At 71.0% G+C, this 18,939-nt stretch carries 16 protein-coding genes; 4 read left to right on the top strand and 12 right to left on the bottom strand.

All coding sequences use genetic code 11. From position 1 onward, the window contains the following. The 3 genes from AC1DMN_RS14615 to nusA all read right to left on the bottom strand — a co-directional run. On the bottom strand, window positions 1–1,170 hold a 1,170-nt coding region (locus tag AC1DMN_RS14615; RefSeq protein ID WP_477384474.1), incomplete at its 3' end, for a translation initiation factor IF-2 N-terminal domain-containing protein. Between the two features lie 59 nt (window positions 1,171–1,229). Continuing rightward, on the bottom strand, window positions 1,230–1,520 hold the full coding sequence (locus tag AC1DMN_RS14620; protein WP_440732175.1) for a YlxR family protein: 291 nt from the start codon (window positions 1,518–1,520) through the stop codon (window positions 1,230–1,232). A 35-nt stretch (window positions 1,521–1,555) separates the two neighbouring features. After that, the gene (nusA, locus tag AC1DMN_RS14625; protein ID WP_440732176.1) at window positions 1,556–2,545 is read right to left on the bottom strand and encodes a transcription termination factor NusA; all 990 of its coding nucleotides are present in this window, start codon (window positions 2,543–2,545) and stop codon (window positions 1,556–1,558) included. 143 nt (window positions 2,546–2,688) lie between these two features. On the opposite strand from nusA, the gene AC1DMN_RS14630 reads away from it, so the two are divergent. Further along, the gene (locus AC1DMN_RS14630; RefSeq protein ID WP_477230682.1) at window positions 2,689–4,047 is read left to right on the top strand and encodes a flavin monoamine oxidase family protein; all 1,359 of its coding nucleotides are present in this window, start codon (window positions 2,689–2,691) and stop codon (window positions 4,045–4,047) included. 13 nt (window positions 4,048–4,060) lie between these two features. Here the strand turns inward: AC1DMN_RS14630 and AC1DMN_RS14635 are convergent, their stop codons facing one another. The 5 genes from AC1DMN_RS14635 to AC1DMN_RS14655 all read right to left on the bottom strand — a co-directional run bounded on the left by AC1DMN_RS14635 (window position 4,061) and on the right by AC1DMN_RS14655 (window position 8,960). Then, window positions 4,061–5,101, bottom strand: a complete 1,041-nt coding sequence (locus AC1DMN_RS14635) for an LOG family protein (RefSeq protein WP_440732178.1) — start codon at window positions 5,099–5,101, stop codon at window positions 4,061–4,063. A 72-nt stretch (window positions 5,102–5,173) separates the two neighbouring features. Next, window positions 5,174–5,614: a cupin domain-containing protein gene (locus tag AC1DMN_RS14640; protein WP_441976000.1), complete on the bottom strand. Its 441-nt coding sequence runs from the start codon at window positions 5,612–5,614 to the stop codon at window positions 5,174–5,176. Beyond that, window positions 5,611–6,207 (bottom strand): pyridoxamine 5'-phosphate oxidase family protein, encoded by a 597-nt coding sequence (locus AC1DMN_RS14645; RefSeq protein ID WP_441975999.1) that lies wholly within the window; start codon window positions 6,205–6,207, stop codon window positions 5,611–5,613. Before AC1DMN_RS14645 ends, AC1DMN_RS14640 begins: the two co-directional genes overlap by 4 nt. Window positions 6,208–6,337: 130 nt before the next feature. Next, window positions 6,338–8,095 (bottom strand): proline--tRNA ligase, encoded by a 1,758-nt coding sequence (locus AC1DMN_RS14650; protein WP_477230683.1) that lies wholly within the window; start codon window positions 8,093–8,095, stop codon window positions 6,338–6,340. Between the two features lie 91 nt (window positions 8,096–8,186). Then, window positions 8,187–8,960, bottom strand: a complete 774-nt coding sequence (locus tag AC1DMN_RS14655) for an isocitrate lyase/PEP mutase family protein (RefSeq protein ID WP_441975998.1) — start codon at window positions 8,958–8,960, stop codon at window positions 8,187–8,189. A 52-nt stretch (window positions 8,961–9,012) separates the two neighbouring features. Here AC1DMN_RS14655 and AC1DMN_RS14660 point away from each other — a divergent pair, with 52 nt between their 5' ends. Beyond that, window positions 9,013–10,431 (top strand): RNB domain-containing ribonuclease, encoded by a 1,419-nt coding sequence (locus AC1DMN_RS14660; protein WP_477384476.1) that lies wholly within the window; start codon window positions 9,013–9,015, stop codon window positions 10,429–10,431. After that, window positions 10,418–11,770 (top strand): erythromycin esterase family protein, encoded by a 1,353-nt coding sequence (locus AC1DMN_RS14665; RefSeq protein WP_477230685.1) that lies wholly within the window; start codon window positions 10,418–10,420, stop codon window positions 11,768–11,770. The genes AC1DMN_RS14660 and AC1DMN_RS14665 overlap by 14 nt, the downstream gene beginning before the upstream one ends. On the opposite strand, the gene AC1DMN_RS14670 is transcribed toward AC1DMN_RS14665, so the two are convergent. Beyond that, on the bottom strand, window positions 11,767–12,633 hold the full coding sequence (locus AC1DMN_RS14670; protein WP_477384478.1) for an alanyl-tRNA editing protein: 867 nt from the start codon (window positions 12,631–12,633) through the stop codon (window positions 11,767–11,769). The two genes, AC1DMN_RS14665 and AC1DMN_RS14670, sit on opposite strands and share 4 nt — an antisense overlap. Then, window positions 12,630–13,781 (bottom strand): flavodoxin-dependent (E)-4-hydroxy-3-methylbut-2-enyl-diphosphate synthase, encoded by a 1,152-nt coding sequence (gene ispG, locus AC1DMN_RS14675; RefSeq protein WP_477230687.1) that lies wholly within the window; start codon window positions 13,779–13,781, stop codon window positions 12,630–12,632. Before ispG ends, AC1DMN_RS14670 begins: the two co-directional genes overlap by 4 nt. 236 nt (window positions 13,782–14,017) lie before the next feature. Here ispG and AC1DMN_RS14680 point away from each other — a divergent pair, with 236 nt between their 5' ends. Continuing rightward, on the top strand, window positions 14,018–15,922 hold the full coding sequence (locus tag AC1DMN_RS14680; protein ID WP_477230688.1) for an anthranilate synthase family protein: 1,905 nt from the start codon (window positions 14,018–14,020) through the stop codon (window positions 15,920–15,922). A 68-nt stretch (window positions 15,923–15,990) separates the two neighbouring features. Here the strand turns inward: AC1DMN_RS14680 and AC1DMN_RS14685 are convergent, their stop codons facing one another. Then, window positions 15,991–17,115 carry an Ig-like domain-containing protein gene (locus AC1DMN_RS14685; RefSeq protein ID WP_477230689.1) on the bottom strand — a complete coding sequence of 375 codons (1,125 nt, stop codon included), beginning with the start codon at window positions 17,113–17,115 and terminating at the stop codon, window positions 15,991–15,993. A gap of 446 nt (window positions 17,116–17,561) precedes the next feature. Continuing rightward, window positions 17,562–18,893: a M50 family metallopeptidase gene (locus tag AC1DMN_RS14690; protein WP_477384480.1), complete on the bottom strand. Its 1,332-nt coding sequence runs from the start codon at window positions 18,891–18,893 to the stop codon at window positions 17,562–17,564. Window positions 18,894–18,939: the final 46 nt, after the last annotated feature.

Genomic DNA, 18,939 nt, shown 5'->3' on the forward strand with positions numbered 1-18,939 from the left:
CTCGTCCTCGGGCGAGACCATCTGAATCGTGTAACCGAGCTCGGCGCCGAGCACCTCGAACGTCGCCTCGTCCAGCGACTCGGTGGCCGTGGCCATCTCGCCGAGGTTGAACAGGATCGTCACGAGCGTGCCGGGCTGCACGGTGTAGCCGCGCAATGCCTCGAGCTTGTCCGCGAAGTCGGCGATCGAAGCACCGCGACGCAGACGGATGATCTCGCCGTTGCCCTTCGAAACGTTGACGCCGCCGACGACCGGCGCCGACCGCATCTCGAATTCCTGCCGCTTCGCCCGCCGCGACTTGCGCTGCTTGCTCTTGCCGCCGCCCTTGCCGAACGCGCCGGCCGTACCGCCGCCGGGGCCGCGGCCGCGGCCGCCGCCACCGCCGGGACGACCGGCGAAACCGCCGGCCGGGGCACCAGGAGCGCCACCGGGGCGCTGGAACCCACCGGCACCGGCACCACCGGGACGGCCGGGGCCGCCGGTGCGCTGCTGGAACGGAGCGCCAGGACGACCGGCACCGCCGGGACGACCGGGACCACCGGCACGGCCGCCGGGGCCGGGACGGGGGCCGCCGACGCGCGGCGAGCCGGGGCGCGGAGCCTGCGGACGCGGGATGTTGCCCGGCGTCGGGCGCTGGCCCATGCCCTGCGCGGAGGCGAACGGGTTGTTACCCGGACGCGGACCCGCGGGACGCGAGCCCATACCCTGCTGCGAGGCGAACGGGTTGTTGCCGGGGCGAGGTGCGCCGGGGCGCGGAGCGCCGGATCCGCCGGGCTTGTCCGCAGACGGCTTCTCCGCAGCGGTCTGGGCCGGAGAGGGCGCAGCCGGAGCCGCGGGAGCCTCGGCCGCCGGTGCCGGGGTCGGCTCTGCGGGCTTGGCCGGTCCCGGCTTCGGGCCGGGAGTCGGCGCCTTCGGGCCGGGCTTGGGCGCGCCGGAAGACGCTGCTGCGGGGGTGGCCGCAGCAGGCTTGGCGGCCGGGGCGGTCGCGGAAGCGGCGCCGGCCGGCTTGTCGGCCTCGATGGCAGCACGCAGCTTGCGCGCGACCGGGGGCTCGATCGTGGATGAGGGGGACTTCACGAACTCGCCGAGCTCCTTGAGCTTCGCGAGTGCAAACTTGCTGTCGACGCCGAGTTCGGCGGCGATCTCGTGCACGCGTGGTTTACCAGCCACAATTCTCCTGTCAGGGTCGGTCCGCCCTGGCAGGGCAGACCACTAGTCGCGGACGGGTCTCATTTCGAGCCGTTCACTTTGTTTCCATAGCCGTTCAGCCGTTTCTCGAGGGTCTGCATGTTCTCTGCTTCCGGGAATTCCATCGCAGTGGACACACGGAGTGCACGGGCGAAGGCGCGTCGCCGCAGGGCGGTGTCCACGCACTCCGGAGTCGGATGCACCCACGCACCCCGCCCCGGCAGCACGGCCTGCTCGTCGAAGACGAGCTCACCATTCCGGATTGCCACCCTGAGCAGGGCGGTGCGAGATGCACGAGCGCGGCAACCGACACACGTTCGTACAGGATCCATCTTACACCTCGGGCGCGGCAGGCGAACGCGGCCGCTCAGGCCCCGTCGAGGATCGAGTCCGGCTGGATGTCGATCTTGGCGCCGGTGAGCTTCGCGGCGAGGCGGGCGTTCTGCCCCTCCTTGCCGATCGCGAGCGACAGCTGGTAGTCGGGCACCAGGGCCCGCACGGCCTTCGTGCCGGCGTCGAGCACGAACGCGCTGGTGACCTTGGCGGGCGACAGCGCATGCGCGACGAACGTCGCGAGATCCTGGTGATAGTCGACGATGTCGATCTTCTCCCCCGCGAGCTCCTCGGTGACCGCGCGGACACGGCGGCCCATCTCGCCGATGCACGCGCCCTTGGCGTTGATGGCGGGGTCGTTCGCCTTCACCGCGATCTTGCTGCGGTGCCCGGCCTCACGGGCCAGCGCGACGATCTCGACGAGGCCCGCGGCGATCTCCGGCACTTCGAGTGCGAASAGCTTGCGCACGAGWCCSGGGTGCGTGCGGGACACGGTGATCGCSGGRCCCTTCATCCCCTTGGCGACCGACGTCACGTAGACCCGGATACGGGTTCCGTGCGTGTACTCCTCACCCGGGACCTGCTCCTCGGGCGGGAGGATCGCCTCGACGGATCCGAGGTCGACGTGGATCATGCGCGGGTTCGGGCCCTGCTGGATGACACCGGCGACGATGTCGCCCTCCTTGCCGCGGAACTCGCCGAGAACGGCGTCGTCGGCGATGTCGCGCAGGCGCTGGCCGATGACCTGCTTCGCGGCGAAGGCGGCGATGCGGCCGAAGTCATCGGGAGTGGAGTCCTCCTCGCCGATGACCGCACCCTCCTCATCGCGCACGGGGATCAGCACGGCGACGTGGCCGGTCTTGCGGTCGAGCTCGACGCGGGCGCCTTCGGTCAGCACGCCCTCCGCAGAGTCATGCTTGGCGTAGGCGGTCAGGACGGCCTGTTCGATGATCGCGATCAGCTCGTCGAAGGGGATCTCCTTCTCCCGCTCGATCGTGCGCAGCAACCCGAGATCGATATCCATGACGGCCTCCCTGTTCAGCTCTCGTCGGCGCGCACCCGCACGCACGACATCCGTACAACGATACCCTGGCGAGACCCGTCTCGGCGAAGGCTGGTGGCCTCCGGGTCCGAGATCCCCCCGACGAAGACCCCCGAGGAGAACGCGTGCCCGAGTTCGACACGATCGTGATCGGCGCCGGCATGTCCGGTACGACCGCAGCGCGGCTTCTCACCGCGGCCGGTCAGCGCGTGGCCGTGCTGGAGGCGCGGGACCGGGTCGGCGGGCGCATGCACACGGACCGCGGCGCGGGCTTCTCCGTGGATCTCGGCGCGTCCTGGATCCATGGCATCGAGGATTCCCCGCTGTGGGAGCTCGTGCGGGCCCTGAACGTGCCGACCATCGAGTTCACCGTGGGCAGCTTCCAGGCCGGCGGCCGCCCCATCGCCGACTTCGACGGCGAGGCGCGGCGCCTGTCCGCCGCAGAGAGTGCGCAGTGGGTCACCGACGTCGCCGCGGCCGACCTCGCGGTGGAGCAGGAGATCTCCCGGTCCTCCCCCGGCGACACCTACCTCGAGGTGACGGAGCGCGCCTTGGACGCCCTGGAGCGGCACCGGGATGCGATGGATCCGGAGCGCGTCGACGAGATCCGCGAGTTCTTCCGGCACCGCGTCGAGGAGCAGTGCGGCGCCTGGATCGGCGACCTCGACGCGCACGGGCTCGACGAGGACGCGATCGACGGCGACGAGGTCGTCTTCCCGCGCGGTTATGACGAGTTGCCCGCCCGCATCGCTGCCGGGCTCGATGTCCGGCTCGAGCACGTGGTGCGGCGCATCGTGCGCAGCACGGAGGGAGTGCGGGTCGAGACCGATCGCGGCGTCTTCACGGCCGCACGGGCGGTCGTCACCGTGCCCCTCGGCGTGCTGAAGGCCGGCGCGATCGCGTTCGAGCCCGCGCTGCCGGCAGAGATCGCGGATCCGATCGCGCGGCTCGGGATGGGCGTGTTCAACAAGATCTTCCTGCAGTTCCCCGAGCGCTTCTGGGAGGAGGAGGTGTACGCGATCCGCGCTCTCGGCGAGCCCGGCGAGCACTGGCACTCCTGGTACGACGTGTCCGCGATCAGCGGCCGGCCCACGCTGCTGACCTTCGCCGCCGGGCCGTTCGGGAAGCGTGTGCAGACGCTGACCGACGACGTGATCTCCGCCGATGCCATGGCGGCGCTGCGCCGGCTCTACGGCGAGGACATCCCCACGCCGGTCGCGCGCTGGATCACGCGCTGGGGACAGGATCCGTTCTCGCAGGGCTCCTACTCGCACCTCGCGACCGGATCCTCGCACGAGGACCACGACGCCCTCGCAGGCCCGGTCGACGGGATGCTGCACTTCGCCGGAGAGGCCACCTGGGGCGCAGAGCCGGCGACGGTCGGCGGCGCCTATGCCTCGGGGGTGCGCGCCGCAGAGCGCGTCCTCGGCCACGCCGTCGATCTCGACGCCTTCGCCGCGGGGATCCTGCGCTCCGAAGCCTGAGTCGCGGGCCGGGTCAACGGCGCGGCGCGGATCCGAATCGGTTGATCGCACCGATGATGCGGAACAGGCCGCCGACCGCGCGCTGATCCAGGTGCATCGACAGCCGCGGCAGCTCGACCCGGTCCTTGTCGGCCAGTTCGGCCGGGTGCGGGCCGGATGCTTCGATGCGGCCGGATGAGAGCAGGGATCCGAACTGCTCGTTCAGCTGGGCGATCTCGTCGGAGGTCGCAGCGGCGCGCAACCGCAGCACCAGCAGATCGCCCACCCACCGCAGCGAGTCGTAGTTGCGCCAGAACCCGGTGATGACGGCCGTCGCCTCCGACACCGAGTCCGTGATCTGGACGCGGTCGAAGTCGCCGGGAGAGATCACCCCGGTCGGTGCGAGGTCCTCCTGCACGAAGCGCTCCAGGCCGCGCCAGAACGTCCCGCCGGGCTCGTCCAGCAGCACGATCGGCATGGGTTCGGCCTTGCCGGTCTGCTGCAGGGTGAGCAGCTCGAACATCTCGTCCAGGGTGCCGAAGCCGCCGGGGAGGCAGATGAAGCCGCGGGACTCCTTCATCAGCATGAGCTTGCGCGTGAAGAAGTACTTCATCGCCACGACGTGCTCCTGCTCGCCGACGATCGTGTTCGCCTTCTCCTCGAACGGGAGTCGGATGGACACCCCGAGAGAGCGCTCGGGGCCCGCGCCCTCAGCAGCGGCCTGCATGATCCCCGGGCCCGCGCCCGTGACCACCATCCAGCCCTCCGCGGCGAGCGCGGCCGCCACGTCGCGCGCCTGCCGGTACAGCGGGTCGTCCTGGGCGGTGCGGGCGGATCCGAAAACCGTTACCTTCGGAACCCCGTGGAACGGCGCGAACAGCCGGAACGCATCACGCATCTCGCTGAGCGCGGCGGAGGCGATCTTCAGGTCGAGACGGTCCGCGCCGTCCTCGCCGAGCAGCACTGCGGTCTGCAGCATACGCAGGATGAGACGCCGGTCGGCGCGCACTCCGGCGCCGTCGAGCACCGTGTTGATCTCGGCCCGGAGGGTCGGAGGCAGGATCTCGTCGGTCATGCCTCCAGCGTGTCACGCCGCGATGAAGGGCGGGTGCCGCCGCGCGGAGCGGTCGTCGCCCCGTGGGCTCTCTCAGCCCAGCGCAGTCCAGGGCATCGGCCGCTCCGGCAGCCGCGCGCTGTCGTCGGGGAAGTGCGGCAGCGCCTCGCCACCGGCGCGGATGCATAGCCAGCGCAGTTCGCCGGTGCTGTCCGGTCGCGCGCGCCAGGTGCGCGGCACGCCCTGGCCGACACGCACGACCGTGCCGGGCCCGACTTCCACGACATCGTCGCCGACACCCATCTGACCGTGCCCGGCGAGGAAGACGTAGAGCTCCTCGATCCGGGAGTGGGTGTGCCAGTAGCCCGCCTCCTCGCCGGGAATCAGGGCGTTGGCGGTCATGCCGATGTACTGCATGGTCAGCTCATGATCGACGACGCGTCGTCCGTCGCGGGAGCGAGACTCGTCGAACCCGCCGTGGAAGTCCCGCCATTCGTCCGGGCTGCCGATGCTCATCACCTCGTAGTCGCTCATGCACTCTCCTCCTCTGCGCTCTCGCGCGCTTCCTCACCATCACGCCGTGTCCGGAGCCATCCTGAACCGTCGCGCGTGTACACGATGCGGGTATGCCGACGATCGGTCGAGCCCTGCCAGAACTCGATCCGGCTCGGCACGATCCGCCAGAGCACCCAGTCCCCCTCGGCCACACCGGCCCGCGCCGCGGCCGATCGCGCCGCGAGGTCGGCCGCGCTCTCGTCGGACGCGGCTTCGCGCACAGGGCCGCGCACCCTCACGGCGCGCAGCACCGGCTGCCACCAGAAGTTCAGGGCGGCCGCGGGGTTCGCCGCGAGCTGCTGCCCCTTGGCGGATGAGCGCGGTCCGGCGAACGCCCAGCCGCGCTCATCGACATCCTTGAGGATGAGCGTGCGCGCGTCCGGAACGCCATCGGCATCGACCGTCGCCAGGGTCGCCGCATGCGGTTCGGCGACTCCCGCCTCGGCCGCGGTGGTGATCCAGTTCAGAAAGAGGGCGAGCGGATCGTTCGGCACCGATCCGGGGTGCAGCGCCGGTGCGGATCCGGTGAGCGCGGGGCGTGCTCGCAGCCAGGCGGCAGGCGTGGTCTCCATGTCTCCATCCTGCAGGACGCGCGCCGGCGGCCGACCCAGCGCGCCGCGAACCGGGCTGCCCCGCACGGATCTCACGACGAAGCCCCGCGCATCCTCGTCGGGTGCGCGGGGCTTCGCAAGGTGTCGTCGCTCAGCGCGCAGTGAGCGACTGCACTGCCTTCTCGATGGAGACGGTGTCGCGTTCGCCGGTGCGGCGGTCCCACAGCTCGACCTGGCCGTCGGCGGCACCGCGGCCGACGACGAGCACACGCGGCACGCCGACCAGCTCGGCGTCGCCGAACTTCACACCGGGCGAGACCTTGGGGCGGTCGTCGTACAGCACGTCGAGCCCGGCTGCCTCGAGCTGCGCGGACACGTCGGCCGCGACATCGAAGGCGAGCTGATCGCGACCGGCCGCCACCACGTGCACATCGAACGGCGCGACCGCGGCGGGCCAGATCAGTCCCTTCTCGTCGTTGTTGAGCTCGGCGATGATCGCGAGGATCCGGGTCACGCCGATGCCGTAGGAGCCCATCGTGACGGTCACCAGCTTGCCGTTCTCGTCGAGCACCTTCAGCCCGAGCGCCTCGGCGTACTTGCGGCCGAGTTGGAAGACGTGGCCGATCTCCATGCCGCGCGCGAGATGCACCGGGCCGGATCCGTCGGGCGCGGGGTCGCCCTCGCGCACGTTCGCGATCTCCACGATGCCGTCTGCGGCGAAGTCACGGCCGGCGATCACGGAGTGCGCGTGCTTCTGGTCGATGTTGGCGCCGGTGATCCAGCTCGTGCCCTCGACGATGCGGGGATCGAGGAGGTAACGGATCCCGGTCGCGGACTCCTCGCCGAGGATCGCCCCCGTGGGCGACCACGGGCCGATGTAGCCCTTGACGAGCAGCGGGTTGTTCTCGAAGTCGTCCGCCGTCGCGGCTTCGACTTCGGCGGGAGCGAAGGCGACCTCGGCGCGTTTCTCATCGACCTCGCGGTCGCCCGGGATCCCGACGACGACCAGTTCGCGGGTGCCGTCGAGGTGAGTGAGCGCGAGCACGACGTTCTTGAGCGTGTCGGCCGCGGTGAACTCCCCCTCGAGGTTCGCGTTCGCGTGCGCCACGAGCGTCTCGATCGTGGGCGTGTTCGGCGAGTCGAAGATCACGGGAGCGCCGTCGGCGTCGAACGGGACCGCGTCGGGGACGGCCGTCGTGTACGCCTCGACGTTGGCCGCGTAGCCGCCACCGGAACGCACGAAGGTGTCCTCGCCGACGGGGGTCGGGTGCAGGAACTCCTCGCTGCGGGAGCCGCCCATCGCCCCGGCATCGGCCTGCACGATGACGTATTCCAGCCCGAGGCGCTGGAAGATCCGCTCGTAGGCGTCACGCTGTGCCTGATAGCTGGCGTCGAGGCCGGCGTCACTGGCGTCGAAGGAGTACGCGTCCTTCATCGTGAACTCACGACCGCGCAGGAGCCCGGCCCGGGGCCGGGCCTCGTCCCGGTACTTGTCCTGGATCTGGTAGATCGTCAGCGGCAGGTCCTTGTACGAGGAGTACAGGTCCTTCACGAGCAGAGTGAACGCCTCTTCGTGTGTGGGCGCGAGGAGGTAGTCGCCGCCCTTGCGATCGTTCAGGCGGAAGAGCAGGTCGCCGTATTCCTCCCAGCGCCCTGTCGCTTCGTATGCCTCGCGCGGCATGAGGGCGGGGAAATGCACCTCCTGAGCGCCCGCGGCAGCCATCTCCTCACGGACGACCTTCTCGATCCGCGCCTTGACACGCAGACCCAGTGGGAGCCAGGCGAAGATGCCGGCAGCCTGCGGTCGGATGTATCCGGCGCGGATCAACAGCTTGTGGCTCGCAACCTCGGCGCCGGCCGGGTCTTCGCGGAGCGTACGGAGGAAGAAGTTCGAGAGACGAGTCACCACGGCACAAGTCTAGTGACGGCGATCGCCCCGCCTGTGCGGGTGCGCAGGCGGGGCGATCGGTCGGACGGATCGGCTCAGGGGCCGACGCTCGTCAGTTCAGCGCGCGGATGCTCGCCGGGATGATGCCCCCGGCGTAGATCTCGGCGGCGTTGTCCTGCAGCGCGGTGAGGGCGACCCGCTGCGGCAGCGGACCGAAGGAGATCCGGGCGGCGCCGAGCGCCTCGTACTCGGTCGAGGTGAGCGCGCCGGGCAGACCGATCACGCTGACCTTGCCGTGCCCGATCCCGTCGACGAGGGCGCGGGTGGTGTCGGCGTCGAGGATGCCCGGCACGAACACGCAGGTGGCTCCGGCGTCCAGGTAGGCGCGGCCGCGCTCGATCGCGTCGGCGAGCGACTCGGAGACCGGGCGTCCGCCACCACGGACGAAGGCGTCGGTGCGCGCGTTCAGCACGAACGGGACGCCCTCGGCCGAACCTGCGCGGATCATCGCCTCGACATTCGCCGCCGCCTCGGCGAGGGGGCGCAGCCGGTCCTCGACGTTGGCGCCGACCACGCCCGCGCCGATCGCGAGACGAACCGTCTCCCCCGCGTCGTCGTAGCCGTCGTCGAGATCAGCGGTCACGGGCAGCTCCACGGCGGCGGCGATGCGCCCGACCATGTCGAGCATGAGCTCGCGCGGGATCGCGCCGTCGGCGTAGCCGAAGGACGAGGCGATCGAATGGCCGGCCGTGGCGATGGCCGTGGTCTCCGGAAGGGCGGCGATCGCCTTTGCGGAGACGACGTCCCACACGTTGACGACGCGGAGGATCTCGGGGGCCGCGTAGAGCGCGGCGAGGGTGCGGGCCTTGTCGGCGGTGCTGGTCATGACACCACGCTAATGCCCGCCCTCGATAGGGGGCCCGGCTTAGGCTGAACCCATGCCTCAGCGCCGATCRCACGTCGCCCCGTCCGCCGCGCAGTCAGAGCTCGCCACCGCGCTCGCGGCCCTGCGCACCGAGATCGACGCGCCCACCGAGTTCTCGCCCGAGGCGCTCGCCGAGGCGGCGTCCGCCACGGCTCCGACGCCGGACCTGGACCTGCGCGACATCGCGTTCGCGACGCTGGACCCGGCCGGATCCATGGATCTCGACCAGGCCTTCCAGATCGAGCGGAGCGGATCCGGCTACACCGTGCGGTACGCGATCGCGGACGTCCCGTCGTTCGTGACACCGGGTGGCGCGCTCGACGAGGCGGCTCGCGCCCGCGGCGAGACGCTGTATGCCGCGGATGGCACGATCCCGCTGCATCCGCCGGTGCTCAGCGAGGAGCGCGCCTCGCTGCTGCCGGATCAGGACCGTCCGGCTCTGGTCTGGACCTTCGCACTCGACGCTGCCGGATCCGTCACCGATACCCGTCTCGAGCGGGCGCTGATCCGGTCCCGCGCGAAGCTGGACTACGTCACGACCCAGGCCGACCTCGACGCCGGACGGGACACACCGGCCGCGCTCCTGCCCGAGGTCGGCCGGCTGCGCCTGGACCAGGAGGCGCAGCGCGGCGGCGCGAGCCTGAATCTGCCCGACGAAGAAGTGGTGCGCCGCGACGACGGCTCGTACGCGATCGACCGTCGCTCGCCACTGCCGATCGAGGATTGGAACGCGCAGCTGTCGCTCATGACGGGCATGGCGGCGGCGCAGCTGATGCTGCAGGCCAAAGTGGGGATCCTGCGSACCATGCCYCAGCCCGACGACGCCGCGTTCGAGACSTTCCGSCGGCAGACCGAGGCGCTCGGCGTGCCGTGGACCGGCGGACGGTACGGCGACTACCTGCGAGGACTCGGCAAGGACGACCCGCGCACCCTGCCGATCCTGGAGGCGGCGTCGGCGCTGTTCCGCGGTGCGGGGTACGTCGCGTTCGACGGCGAGGCGCCGGCGGAGACGACGCAGGCGGCGATCGCTGCGCCGTACGCCCATGCCACCGCTCCGCTGYGGCGCCTCGTCGACCGCTGGTCGCTCACGATCTCGCTGGCCGTGAGCCGCCGCGAGGTGATCCCGGCATGGGTGCACGAGAGCCTGGCGCAGGTTCCGGATCTCATGCGCGCGTCCGCTCAGCGCTCGTCGACGCTGAACTCGCGCACCCTCGACCTCGTGGAGGCGGCTCTGCTGGCACCGCGCGTCGGCGAGACCTTCGATGCGGTCGTGATCCGCCGGGGCGGTACGCGTGGAACGGTGCAGATCACGGATCCGCCCGTGACCGCATCGCTGGGGCTGCCGGATTCGGCAGTGGCAGGGTCGACGATCCGGGTGAGGCTGGACTCGGTCGACGTCGCGAAGGGGCAGGTCTCCTTTGCCGTCGTCTGACGACTCTGCGGAGGCGCTCTCGGCGTGGCTGCGCACCCACGCGCATCGTCTGCGCACGCTCAACCCCGACGAGGAGGACGACGCGGACCTCGAGCCGCTTCTGGACATCGTGGGCGATGCCCGTGTCGTCGCGATCGGCGAGTCGATGCACCGCGTGCACGAGTTCTTCGCACTGCGCCATCGCCTGTTCCGATTCCTCCATCGTCGCGCCGGGTTCACGGCGCTGGTAGCGGAGAGCGGCCTGCCTGAAGGTCGGCACGTCGACGGATGGATCCGCACCGGCAGTGACGGCCTGCGCAACGCCCTGCGCGACGGGGTCTCGTACCGGTTCGGCGCGTGCCAGGAGATGCTCGATCAGCTCACCTGGATGCGCGAGCGCACCGCGACCGGACGATCGGCTCCGGGGTGGTACGGGATGGACTTGCCCGACTCCTCGGCGAGCGCACTGCCGGGCATCGTGGCCGCGCTCGAGGTGCTCGACGAAGCGGATCCGCTCTACGCCGCACACGTGCGCGCCGCAGTGCTGCCCCGGTTCGCGTATCTTCCCGACGACCGCGCCGGCCTGGCACAGGCGGCGCCGTCGATCCAGGCGTATCTGACATTGCCCGACCCGGATCGCGCCGCGATCACGGTCGGCATCGCCGACCTCGCCGCACGGATCCGCGCCCGCCGACGCGAGGAGATCGCCGGGCTCGGCGGCGACACGGACGCCGAGGCGCGCGTGGACTTCGCGATCCGTGCGGCGGAGGCCGCCCGCGCAGCCGACGCATTCCTGCAGGCGATGACCGCCGGCCCTACCCGGACCTGGCCTGCCGCGAACATCCGTGACGAATGGATGGCCGACACCGTCGAGTGGATCCTGCAGCGCGAGCCCCGCATCCTCGTCGCCGCGGCCAACGGGCACGTGCAGCGCACCCCGTTCTCCGCTCCCCCGTTCGTACTGGAGGAGATGACGACCATGGGCGGGCATCTCGCCGATCGGCGCGGCGACGACCTCGTGGTGATCGGCACCGCGTTCGGCGGCGGCGAGCAATGGCTGCACCGGCCGGACCCCGCGGATCCGCCCGGACACTCCCGTCCGTTCATCGCCCCGCTCGCACCACTCGAGGAGTCCAGCCTGGACGCGGTGCTGGCACGCTCGGGCATCGGTGACGCCGTGGTGGACCTGCGTACGCTCCCTCCGGACGCGGCCGCCGCCGTCGACGCGACCACCGGCTGGCACAACGGCGACGTGATCCAGCCCGGCCATGCACGGGACGCGTTCGATGCCGTGGCATTCGTCCGGACGGTGTCGCCGTGGCGGACCTGGATCGACGATCGGGGGTTGGAGCGGCGCTAAGCCTGTACGGGGAACGCCGACGTCGTCATCACCAGCAGCTGCGGATCGGAAAGATCCAGCGTCACCGTGATCGACACGAACTCCGCGAGGGACGAGGCATGCGTGCCTCCGCACAGGATCGACGCGGTGCCCTCGGGCAGCTCGCACACCCAGCGGCGGCGATCGACGATGGTCCCGCCCTCGACCTCGACCCGGCTCGGTGCCCCGGACGCGACCCACGCCGCGAGCTGCGCGTTGATGCGCTCCTCGCGCTCCCCCAGCGAGGCCGCGAAGCCCTCGGTGTCGAAGCCGGCCTTGCGCAGGCTCTTGCCGAGGCGGTACTCATCGACCGCGCCGTCCTCATGGATGAAACTGGTCTGATTCGCGCGCCCCTCGAAGTCGGGGTTCCCCAGCGCGTCGGATCCGGCGTCCTTGCGCCACAGGTCGGCGACCGCGAGGTCCAGGGCCAGCGAAGCGAGGTGACAGGCGGTGTGCCCGCGGCTCAGCCCCGCGCGGTACGCCGCATCGACGGTGGCCTCGGCCGCAGCCCCGGCGGCGAGCGCCGACGGCACCGCCTCGATGCGGTGCCCCACGAGCCAGGTCCAGCCCTCCGCGCCGCGCTTGACCGGGATGTCCGCTCCGACCGCGACCTCGCCCTCGTCGCTCACCGCCGCCATGACCGCCTCGGTCACCGCGACCTCGACGTCGTCCACGCGTAGCGAACCCCGGTCCCCCGGCTGGTCCGGCCAGGTGTGGTCGACMGGGTGGAACGGGGTGCGGTCCAGGACGACGACGGCRCCGTCSTCCGCCGGATGCACACCCACGACACGCGCGGACTCGACGAGGGACCCCGARGGGAAGGTGACGATCGTGGCGCTGGTCACGAGGTGACGACCTGCGCGGTGCCGAGCGGCGCGCCCGGGCCCATCTCGTCGGCGATGCGGTTCGCCTCCTCGATGAGCGTGGCCACGATGTCCTCCTCSGGCACGGTCTTGATGACCTCGCCCTTGACGAAGATCTGTCCCTTGCCGTTGCCGGAGGCGACGCCGAGGTCGGCCTCGCGGGCCTCGCCCGGGCCGTTCACGACGCAGCCCATGACGGCCACGCGCAGCGGCACGGTCATGTCCTTGAGACCCTCGGTCACGTTCTCGGCGAGCGTGTAGACGTCGACCTGGGCGCGCCCGCAGGACGGGCAGGACACGATCTCGAGCTTGCGCTCGCGCAGGTTCAGGGACTGCAGGATCTGGTGCCCGACCTTGACCTCTTCGGCGGGGGGCGCCGACAGGGACACGCGGATCGTGTCGCCGATGCCCTCGCCGAGCAGGATCCCGAACGCGGTCGCCGACTTGATGGTGCCCTGGAACGCGGGGCCCGCCTCGGTGACGCCGAGGTGCAGCGGCCAGTCGCCCATCGCGGCGAGAAGGCGGTAGGCCTTCACCATCACGACCGGGTCGTTGTGCTTGACGGAGATCTTGAAGTCGTGGAAGTCGTGCTCCTCGAACAGCGACGCCTCCCAGCGCGCGCTCTCGGCGAGCGCCTCCGCGGTGGCCTTGCCGTACTTCTCGAGCAGGCGCGGGTCGAGAGAGCCGGCGTTCACGCCGATGCGCAGCGACACGCCCGCGGCCTTCGCCGCTGCGGCGATGGCGCCGACCTGATCGTCGAACTTGCGGATGTTGCCCGGGTTGACACGCACGGCCGCGCAGCCGGCGTCGATCGCCTGGAACACGTACTTCGGCTGGAAGTGGATGTCGGCGATGACCGGGATCTGGCTCTTCTTCGCGATGATGTGCAGCACATCCGCGTCGTCCTGCGACGGCACGGCGACGCGCACGATCTCGCAGCCGGAGGCCGTGAGCTCGGCGATCTGCTGCAGCGTCCCGTTGATATCGGTGGTCTTGGTGGTCGTCATCGACTGCACGCTGACAGGAGCACCGCCACCGACGAGCACCTTGCCCACCTTGATCTGGCGGCTCTTGCGTCGCGGGGCGAGGACGTCGGGGATCTTGGGCATCCCCAGGTTCACGGCTGGCACGTCTCCCAGGTTACCCGTGCGCGGCTGGACGGGATCCGCGCGCGAGCTGAGCGCGCGCCGCGAACGTCATGGCGTGCTGCCCCGCTGCACCGGTGTGGTAGTTTCGGCGCATGTCCGCGAACCGCTCTTGGTGGCCCGCCTCTTAGGCGGAGAGTTCGCGACCCACGATCCAGACCGCCTTCCGGGGCGGTCTTGTCGTTTCTGCCGCGTCGGATCCCTCTTTCAGGAGCACCTTCATGACCACCGCCGACCGGATCCACGCTCTCGACTCGTCGTTCGTCCTGCTCGCCCGCGAGGGCTCGGACAGCGTCGAGCTGCTCACCGGCGAGATCGTCGATGTGACGAACCTCGCCGACATCCCCCTCGGCTCCGGTGACGAACGCCGGGAGGTGTTCTCACTCGTCCCCTATCGCCAGGTGCGCGAGCGTGGCTTCGAGGCGCAGGACGACGGCGCCCCACTGCGCTGCCTGATCGTGGACGAGCACCAGTACCTGCCGGCCGACGAGGTGCGGGCGGCGCTGCCCGCCGATCCGATCCCGCTGCACGACGGTGGCTTCGACCTCAGCGACGAGGAGTATGCGGCCATCGTCGAGCGCGTGATCGCCGACGAGATCGGCCGCGGTGAGGGCGCCAACTTCGTGATCCGCCGCGACTACACGGCCCGCATCGACACGGCTATCCCCGACACGGAGCGCACGGCGGCGCTCACCTGGTTCCGGGCGCTGCTCGAGCACGAGCGCGGCGCATACTGGACGTTCGCGGTCGTCACCCCGGGCGTGGTCGCCGTCGGCGCGAGCCCCGAGGCGCACGTCGTCGCGCAGGGCGGCGTGGTGACCATGAATCCGATCTCCGGCACGTTCCGCCATCCTGCCGGCGGCTCGACGACGGCCGCGCTCGGCGAATTCCTCTCCTCCACGAAGGAGACGGAGGAGCTTTTCATGGTGGTCGATGAGGAGCTCAAGATGATGAGCGCCGTCTGCTCCGACGGCGGCCGGATCACCGGTCCGCACCTCAAGCAGATGTCGCGCCTCACCCACACCGAGTACATGCTGCGCGGCAGCAGCCGACTGGACCCGCGCGACATCCTGCGCGAGACGATGTTCGCGCCGACCGTGACCGGATCCCCGATGCAGAACGCGTGCACGGTGATCCGCCGGCACGAGCGCAAGCCCCGCGGCTACTACTCGGGCGTGGCAGCGCTCTTCACCCCGAACGATGCCGGCGGACACGACCTGGACGCGCCGATCCTCATCCGCACCGTCTATCTGAAGGATGGCGAGGTGAGCGTCCCGGTCGGCGCCACGCTCGTGCGCCACTCCGACCCCGCCGGCGAGGTCGGCGAGACCCACGGCAAGGCCGCCGGCGTGCTGGGCGCGATCGGCGCCGTGTCGCGGGACACCGCCGCCGAGGCGCGCGAGGACGCCGACGCCCCCGGATCCGGCTCGACCCCGGCCGAGGATCCCGGGATCCAGGCGCTGCTCGCCTCGCGCAACGCCCGCCTCGCGGAGTTCTGGATCAACCCGCAGGACGGCGGCACCGGGGCGACGGCCACCGCGCCCTTCGCCGGCCGCACGGCCGTGGTGGTCGACGCCGAGGACCGGTTCACGACGATGCTCGCGCACCAGCTGCGCCACCTCGGACTCGACGTGCGGATCCAGCCGTGGGCCGACGCCGACGACGCGGAGATCGACGCCGCGGATCTGCTCATCGCGGGCCCGGGCCCGGGCGATCCGCGAGACGACTCCTCGACCCGCATCGCCCGGATGCGCGCGCTCGTCGCACGGCGCCGCGAGAACGGACGCCCGCTGCTCGCCGTGTGCCTCAGCCACCAGATCCTCGCGGACTCCCTCGGGATCGCGCTCGCACCGCTCGCCAGCCCGCACCAGGGGCTGCAGAAGTCGGTGCCGGTGTTCGGCCAGGACGCCTCGATCGGCTTCTACAACACGTTCACGGCACGCGTGGCGCCGGGCACGACGGCAGCCGGCGTGGCCGAGGTGTCGGCGGATCCGATCTCCGGCGATGTGTACGCGCTGCGCGGGCCGGGGTTCGCGTCGGTGCAGGGCCACCTGGAGTCGATCCTGTCCCGGGACGGGATGACGACGCTGCAGCGCCTCGTCGGGCACGCGCTCGACGGGCGCTGAGCCCGGCCTCCCCTTGGCGCACGAGGAGGCGCCGCCGATCCCGACGGCGCCTCATCGGCAGGCATCGCCTATTTGGTGTTCAGCTTGAAACTTCCGCTCCAGCTCGCCCCGGCATACCGTCCGGCGATCCCGGCCCAGGACACGGAGACCGGGTAGGTGCCCGGCTTCAGCGTCAGCTTCAGTGCGGTGGAGGCCACCCCGTTCGCGCCCGTCTGGGCGGTCACGGTCTGGCTGCCGATCACGAACGTCACGGTCTGGTTCGCGATCGGACGGCCGAGCACGTCGGTCACGGTCGCGGACAGCGGGATCTTCGCGTTCGGCTTGCTGGACAGCGTGCCCGTGTAGGCGATCGCCGAGGCCATCGACGTCACCGTCTGCGAGACGGCCGCTGAGCTGCTCGCGACGTACCGGGCATCGCCCGCGAACGCCGCGGTGATCGGATAGGAGCCGCTCGGGAGCGTCTCCGTCACGGTCGCCGCGGCTGTCCCGGAGCCGTCCGCGGTCGCCGTGGCGAGCTGCGTCGCACCGCCGGCCGTGGTGAAGGCCACCGCCGCGCCGTTGACGGGCCGCCCGAACTCGTCGATCACCGTGCCCCGGTAGGCGACAGGGGCCGAGTAGGTCGCCGTCAGATCGCCCGTGAACGACGTGCTCGTACTGCGGGCGCGCACCGTGACCGAGACGTCCTTGGCGGTGCAGGCGCCGTGGCGATCGCACACCGTCACGGTGACCTGCGCGGTTCCCGGATCCGCCCACTGGTGCGTCTCCGAGCGTCCGCCCGTCACGATCGCCGAGCCGTCGTGGAAGTCCCACGCATACGTCAGCGTGGACTGCTCGGCGGCGCCCGGATCCGTCGCCTGCGCCTGCAGCGTCAGCGGACGCCCCCATGCGACGGTCGGGTCGGCCGGCGTCACGATCACGGCCGGCGGAAGGTTGTTCACCCCGACGCCGAACGTCGTCGTGCCGGACAGGCCCGTCACGTCGGTCGCGGCGACCATGCCCGAGAACGGACCGGACTCCGCGAACACGTGCGTCGTGGGGCTGCCGTATGCGGTGCCTCCGTCGGAGAAGCTCCACACGAACGTGGCTCCCGCGGCGCACGGTCCTGTCGCGACCGCGCTGAACGGGATCGCACTCCCCTCGTCTCCGGTGAAGGTCGGAGCGGCCGTCACGGTGGGCGGCACGTTGTTCGCCATCGCGTTGCCGAGCGGTGAGCGTGCCGGCGCCGGGCTGCCGGGTGAGAACCGGATCGACCGCTCCGCCCTGGCGGACCGTGCTGTCGTCCCATCCGGCGGAGACGACGTCCGACTGCGCGAGCGCCAGGTGGGTGGTGAGGGTCGCGGTGCCGTTCAGGGCACCGGTGACGGTGTAGTCGGCGGCTGGCAGATCCATCGCCTGGCTGAAGGCGACGGTCTGGTTCTGGCCGACCGGACTCGCGAAGGCGGGAGCCGGTGTGAGGAGGGCGGTGGCGAGGGCGATCGCAAGACCTGTGATCACGGCACGCCGCGTCTTTGCGACGGTGTTCATCGGGGGCCTTTCCTAGAGGGACGGCTACGGGTGCCCGCAGCGTACGTCCCTAGAGAGTCGGCGCCTGTCCCCCTGATACACGGTCACGATCCGGATCTGCGTCGGCCCCGGTGATTCAGCCGATCGWCACCGGGTGGAACAGGTCGGCCACGAGCAGCAGGCCGCCCATGCCGACCAGCAGCGCCGCCACGACGATCGTGAGCGGCACGAGCCGCGTGGCGTCCACGGGCTTGGGCTTCGGACGCTGGAAGAGCTTCGCCCACGCTCGCTTCAGCCCGTCCCACAGCGCGACCACGATGTGCCCGCCGTCCAGGGGCAGCAGCGGGATGAGATTGAACACGAACAGCGCGATGTTCAGCGACCCCATGAGGCTCAGCAGCACGGCGAACCGGTTCAGAAGCGGCGCATCCGCTGCCGCCACCTCGCCGGCGATGCGGCCGACCCCGATCACGCTGAGCGGACCGTTCGGATCGCGCGGCGTGCCGGTGACCAGGGAGACGCCCACATCCCACAGCCGCACCGGCAGGTTGCCGATGAGCTGCACGACGGATCCGGTGTTCGCCATCGCCTGCTCGAAGCCCGCGGACAGCGGCTGCTGCACGTAGGCGAGCTGGGCGCCGACTCCGGCATAGCCGACCGTGTGCATGACGGCGTTGCCCTTGTCGTCGACGACGGCGCGCCCGTTGGCGTCCGCCTCCTGGCGCTGCGCGGCGACCGGGGTCAGCTGCAGAGTGAGCCGTGATCCGGCGCGCTCGACGACGAGCGGGATTGCCTTTCCGGGTGATGCCTGGATGATCGCGCTGGCCTCGGCGAACGTGCGGACGTCCTTCCCGTCGACCGAGACAATCCTGTCCCCCGGCTTGACCCCGGCCTGCGCCGCAGGGGCCACCGGATCCGAGGCGGAGCACGAGGTCTGCGTGGATCCGGCCGGCAGCACGCATTCCGAGACCGAGGCGATGGTGGTCGTACCCTGCTGAAGACCGATCCCGCTCAGCAGCACGGTGAAGATCACGACCGCCAGCACGAGGTTCATGAACGGTCCGCCGAACATGACGATGACGCGCTTCCAGACCGGGAGCAGGTAGAAGACGCGGCTCGCGCGCTCGGGGTCGATGGTCTCGTCGTTGGCGGCCCTGGCGTCCTGGATGAGGGTGCGGAAGGCGCCGCGCGACCGGCTCCGCCCGCCCTCGTCGCCCTCGTCGCCGGGCGAGGGCGGGTACATGCCCGACATCGAGATGAAGCCGCCGATCGGCAGCGCCTTGACGCCGTACTCGGTCTCGCCGATCTTCTTCGAGAACAGCCGGGGACCGAAGCCGATCATGTACTGGCCGACGTGCACGCCGAACAGCTTGGCCGGCACGAGGTGCCCCAGCTCGTGCAGGGCGATCGACACCCCGAGTCCGACCAGCACGAACAGCAGGCCGGCGACGTACAGCAGGATCTCCACCCCGCCACGCTACCGGTGCCGGGCTAGGAAACGCCCGTGCTGAGGC

The organism is Microbacterium sp. 01T413_2 (assembly GCF_056398985.1).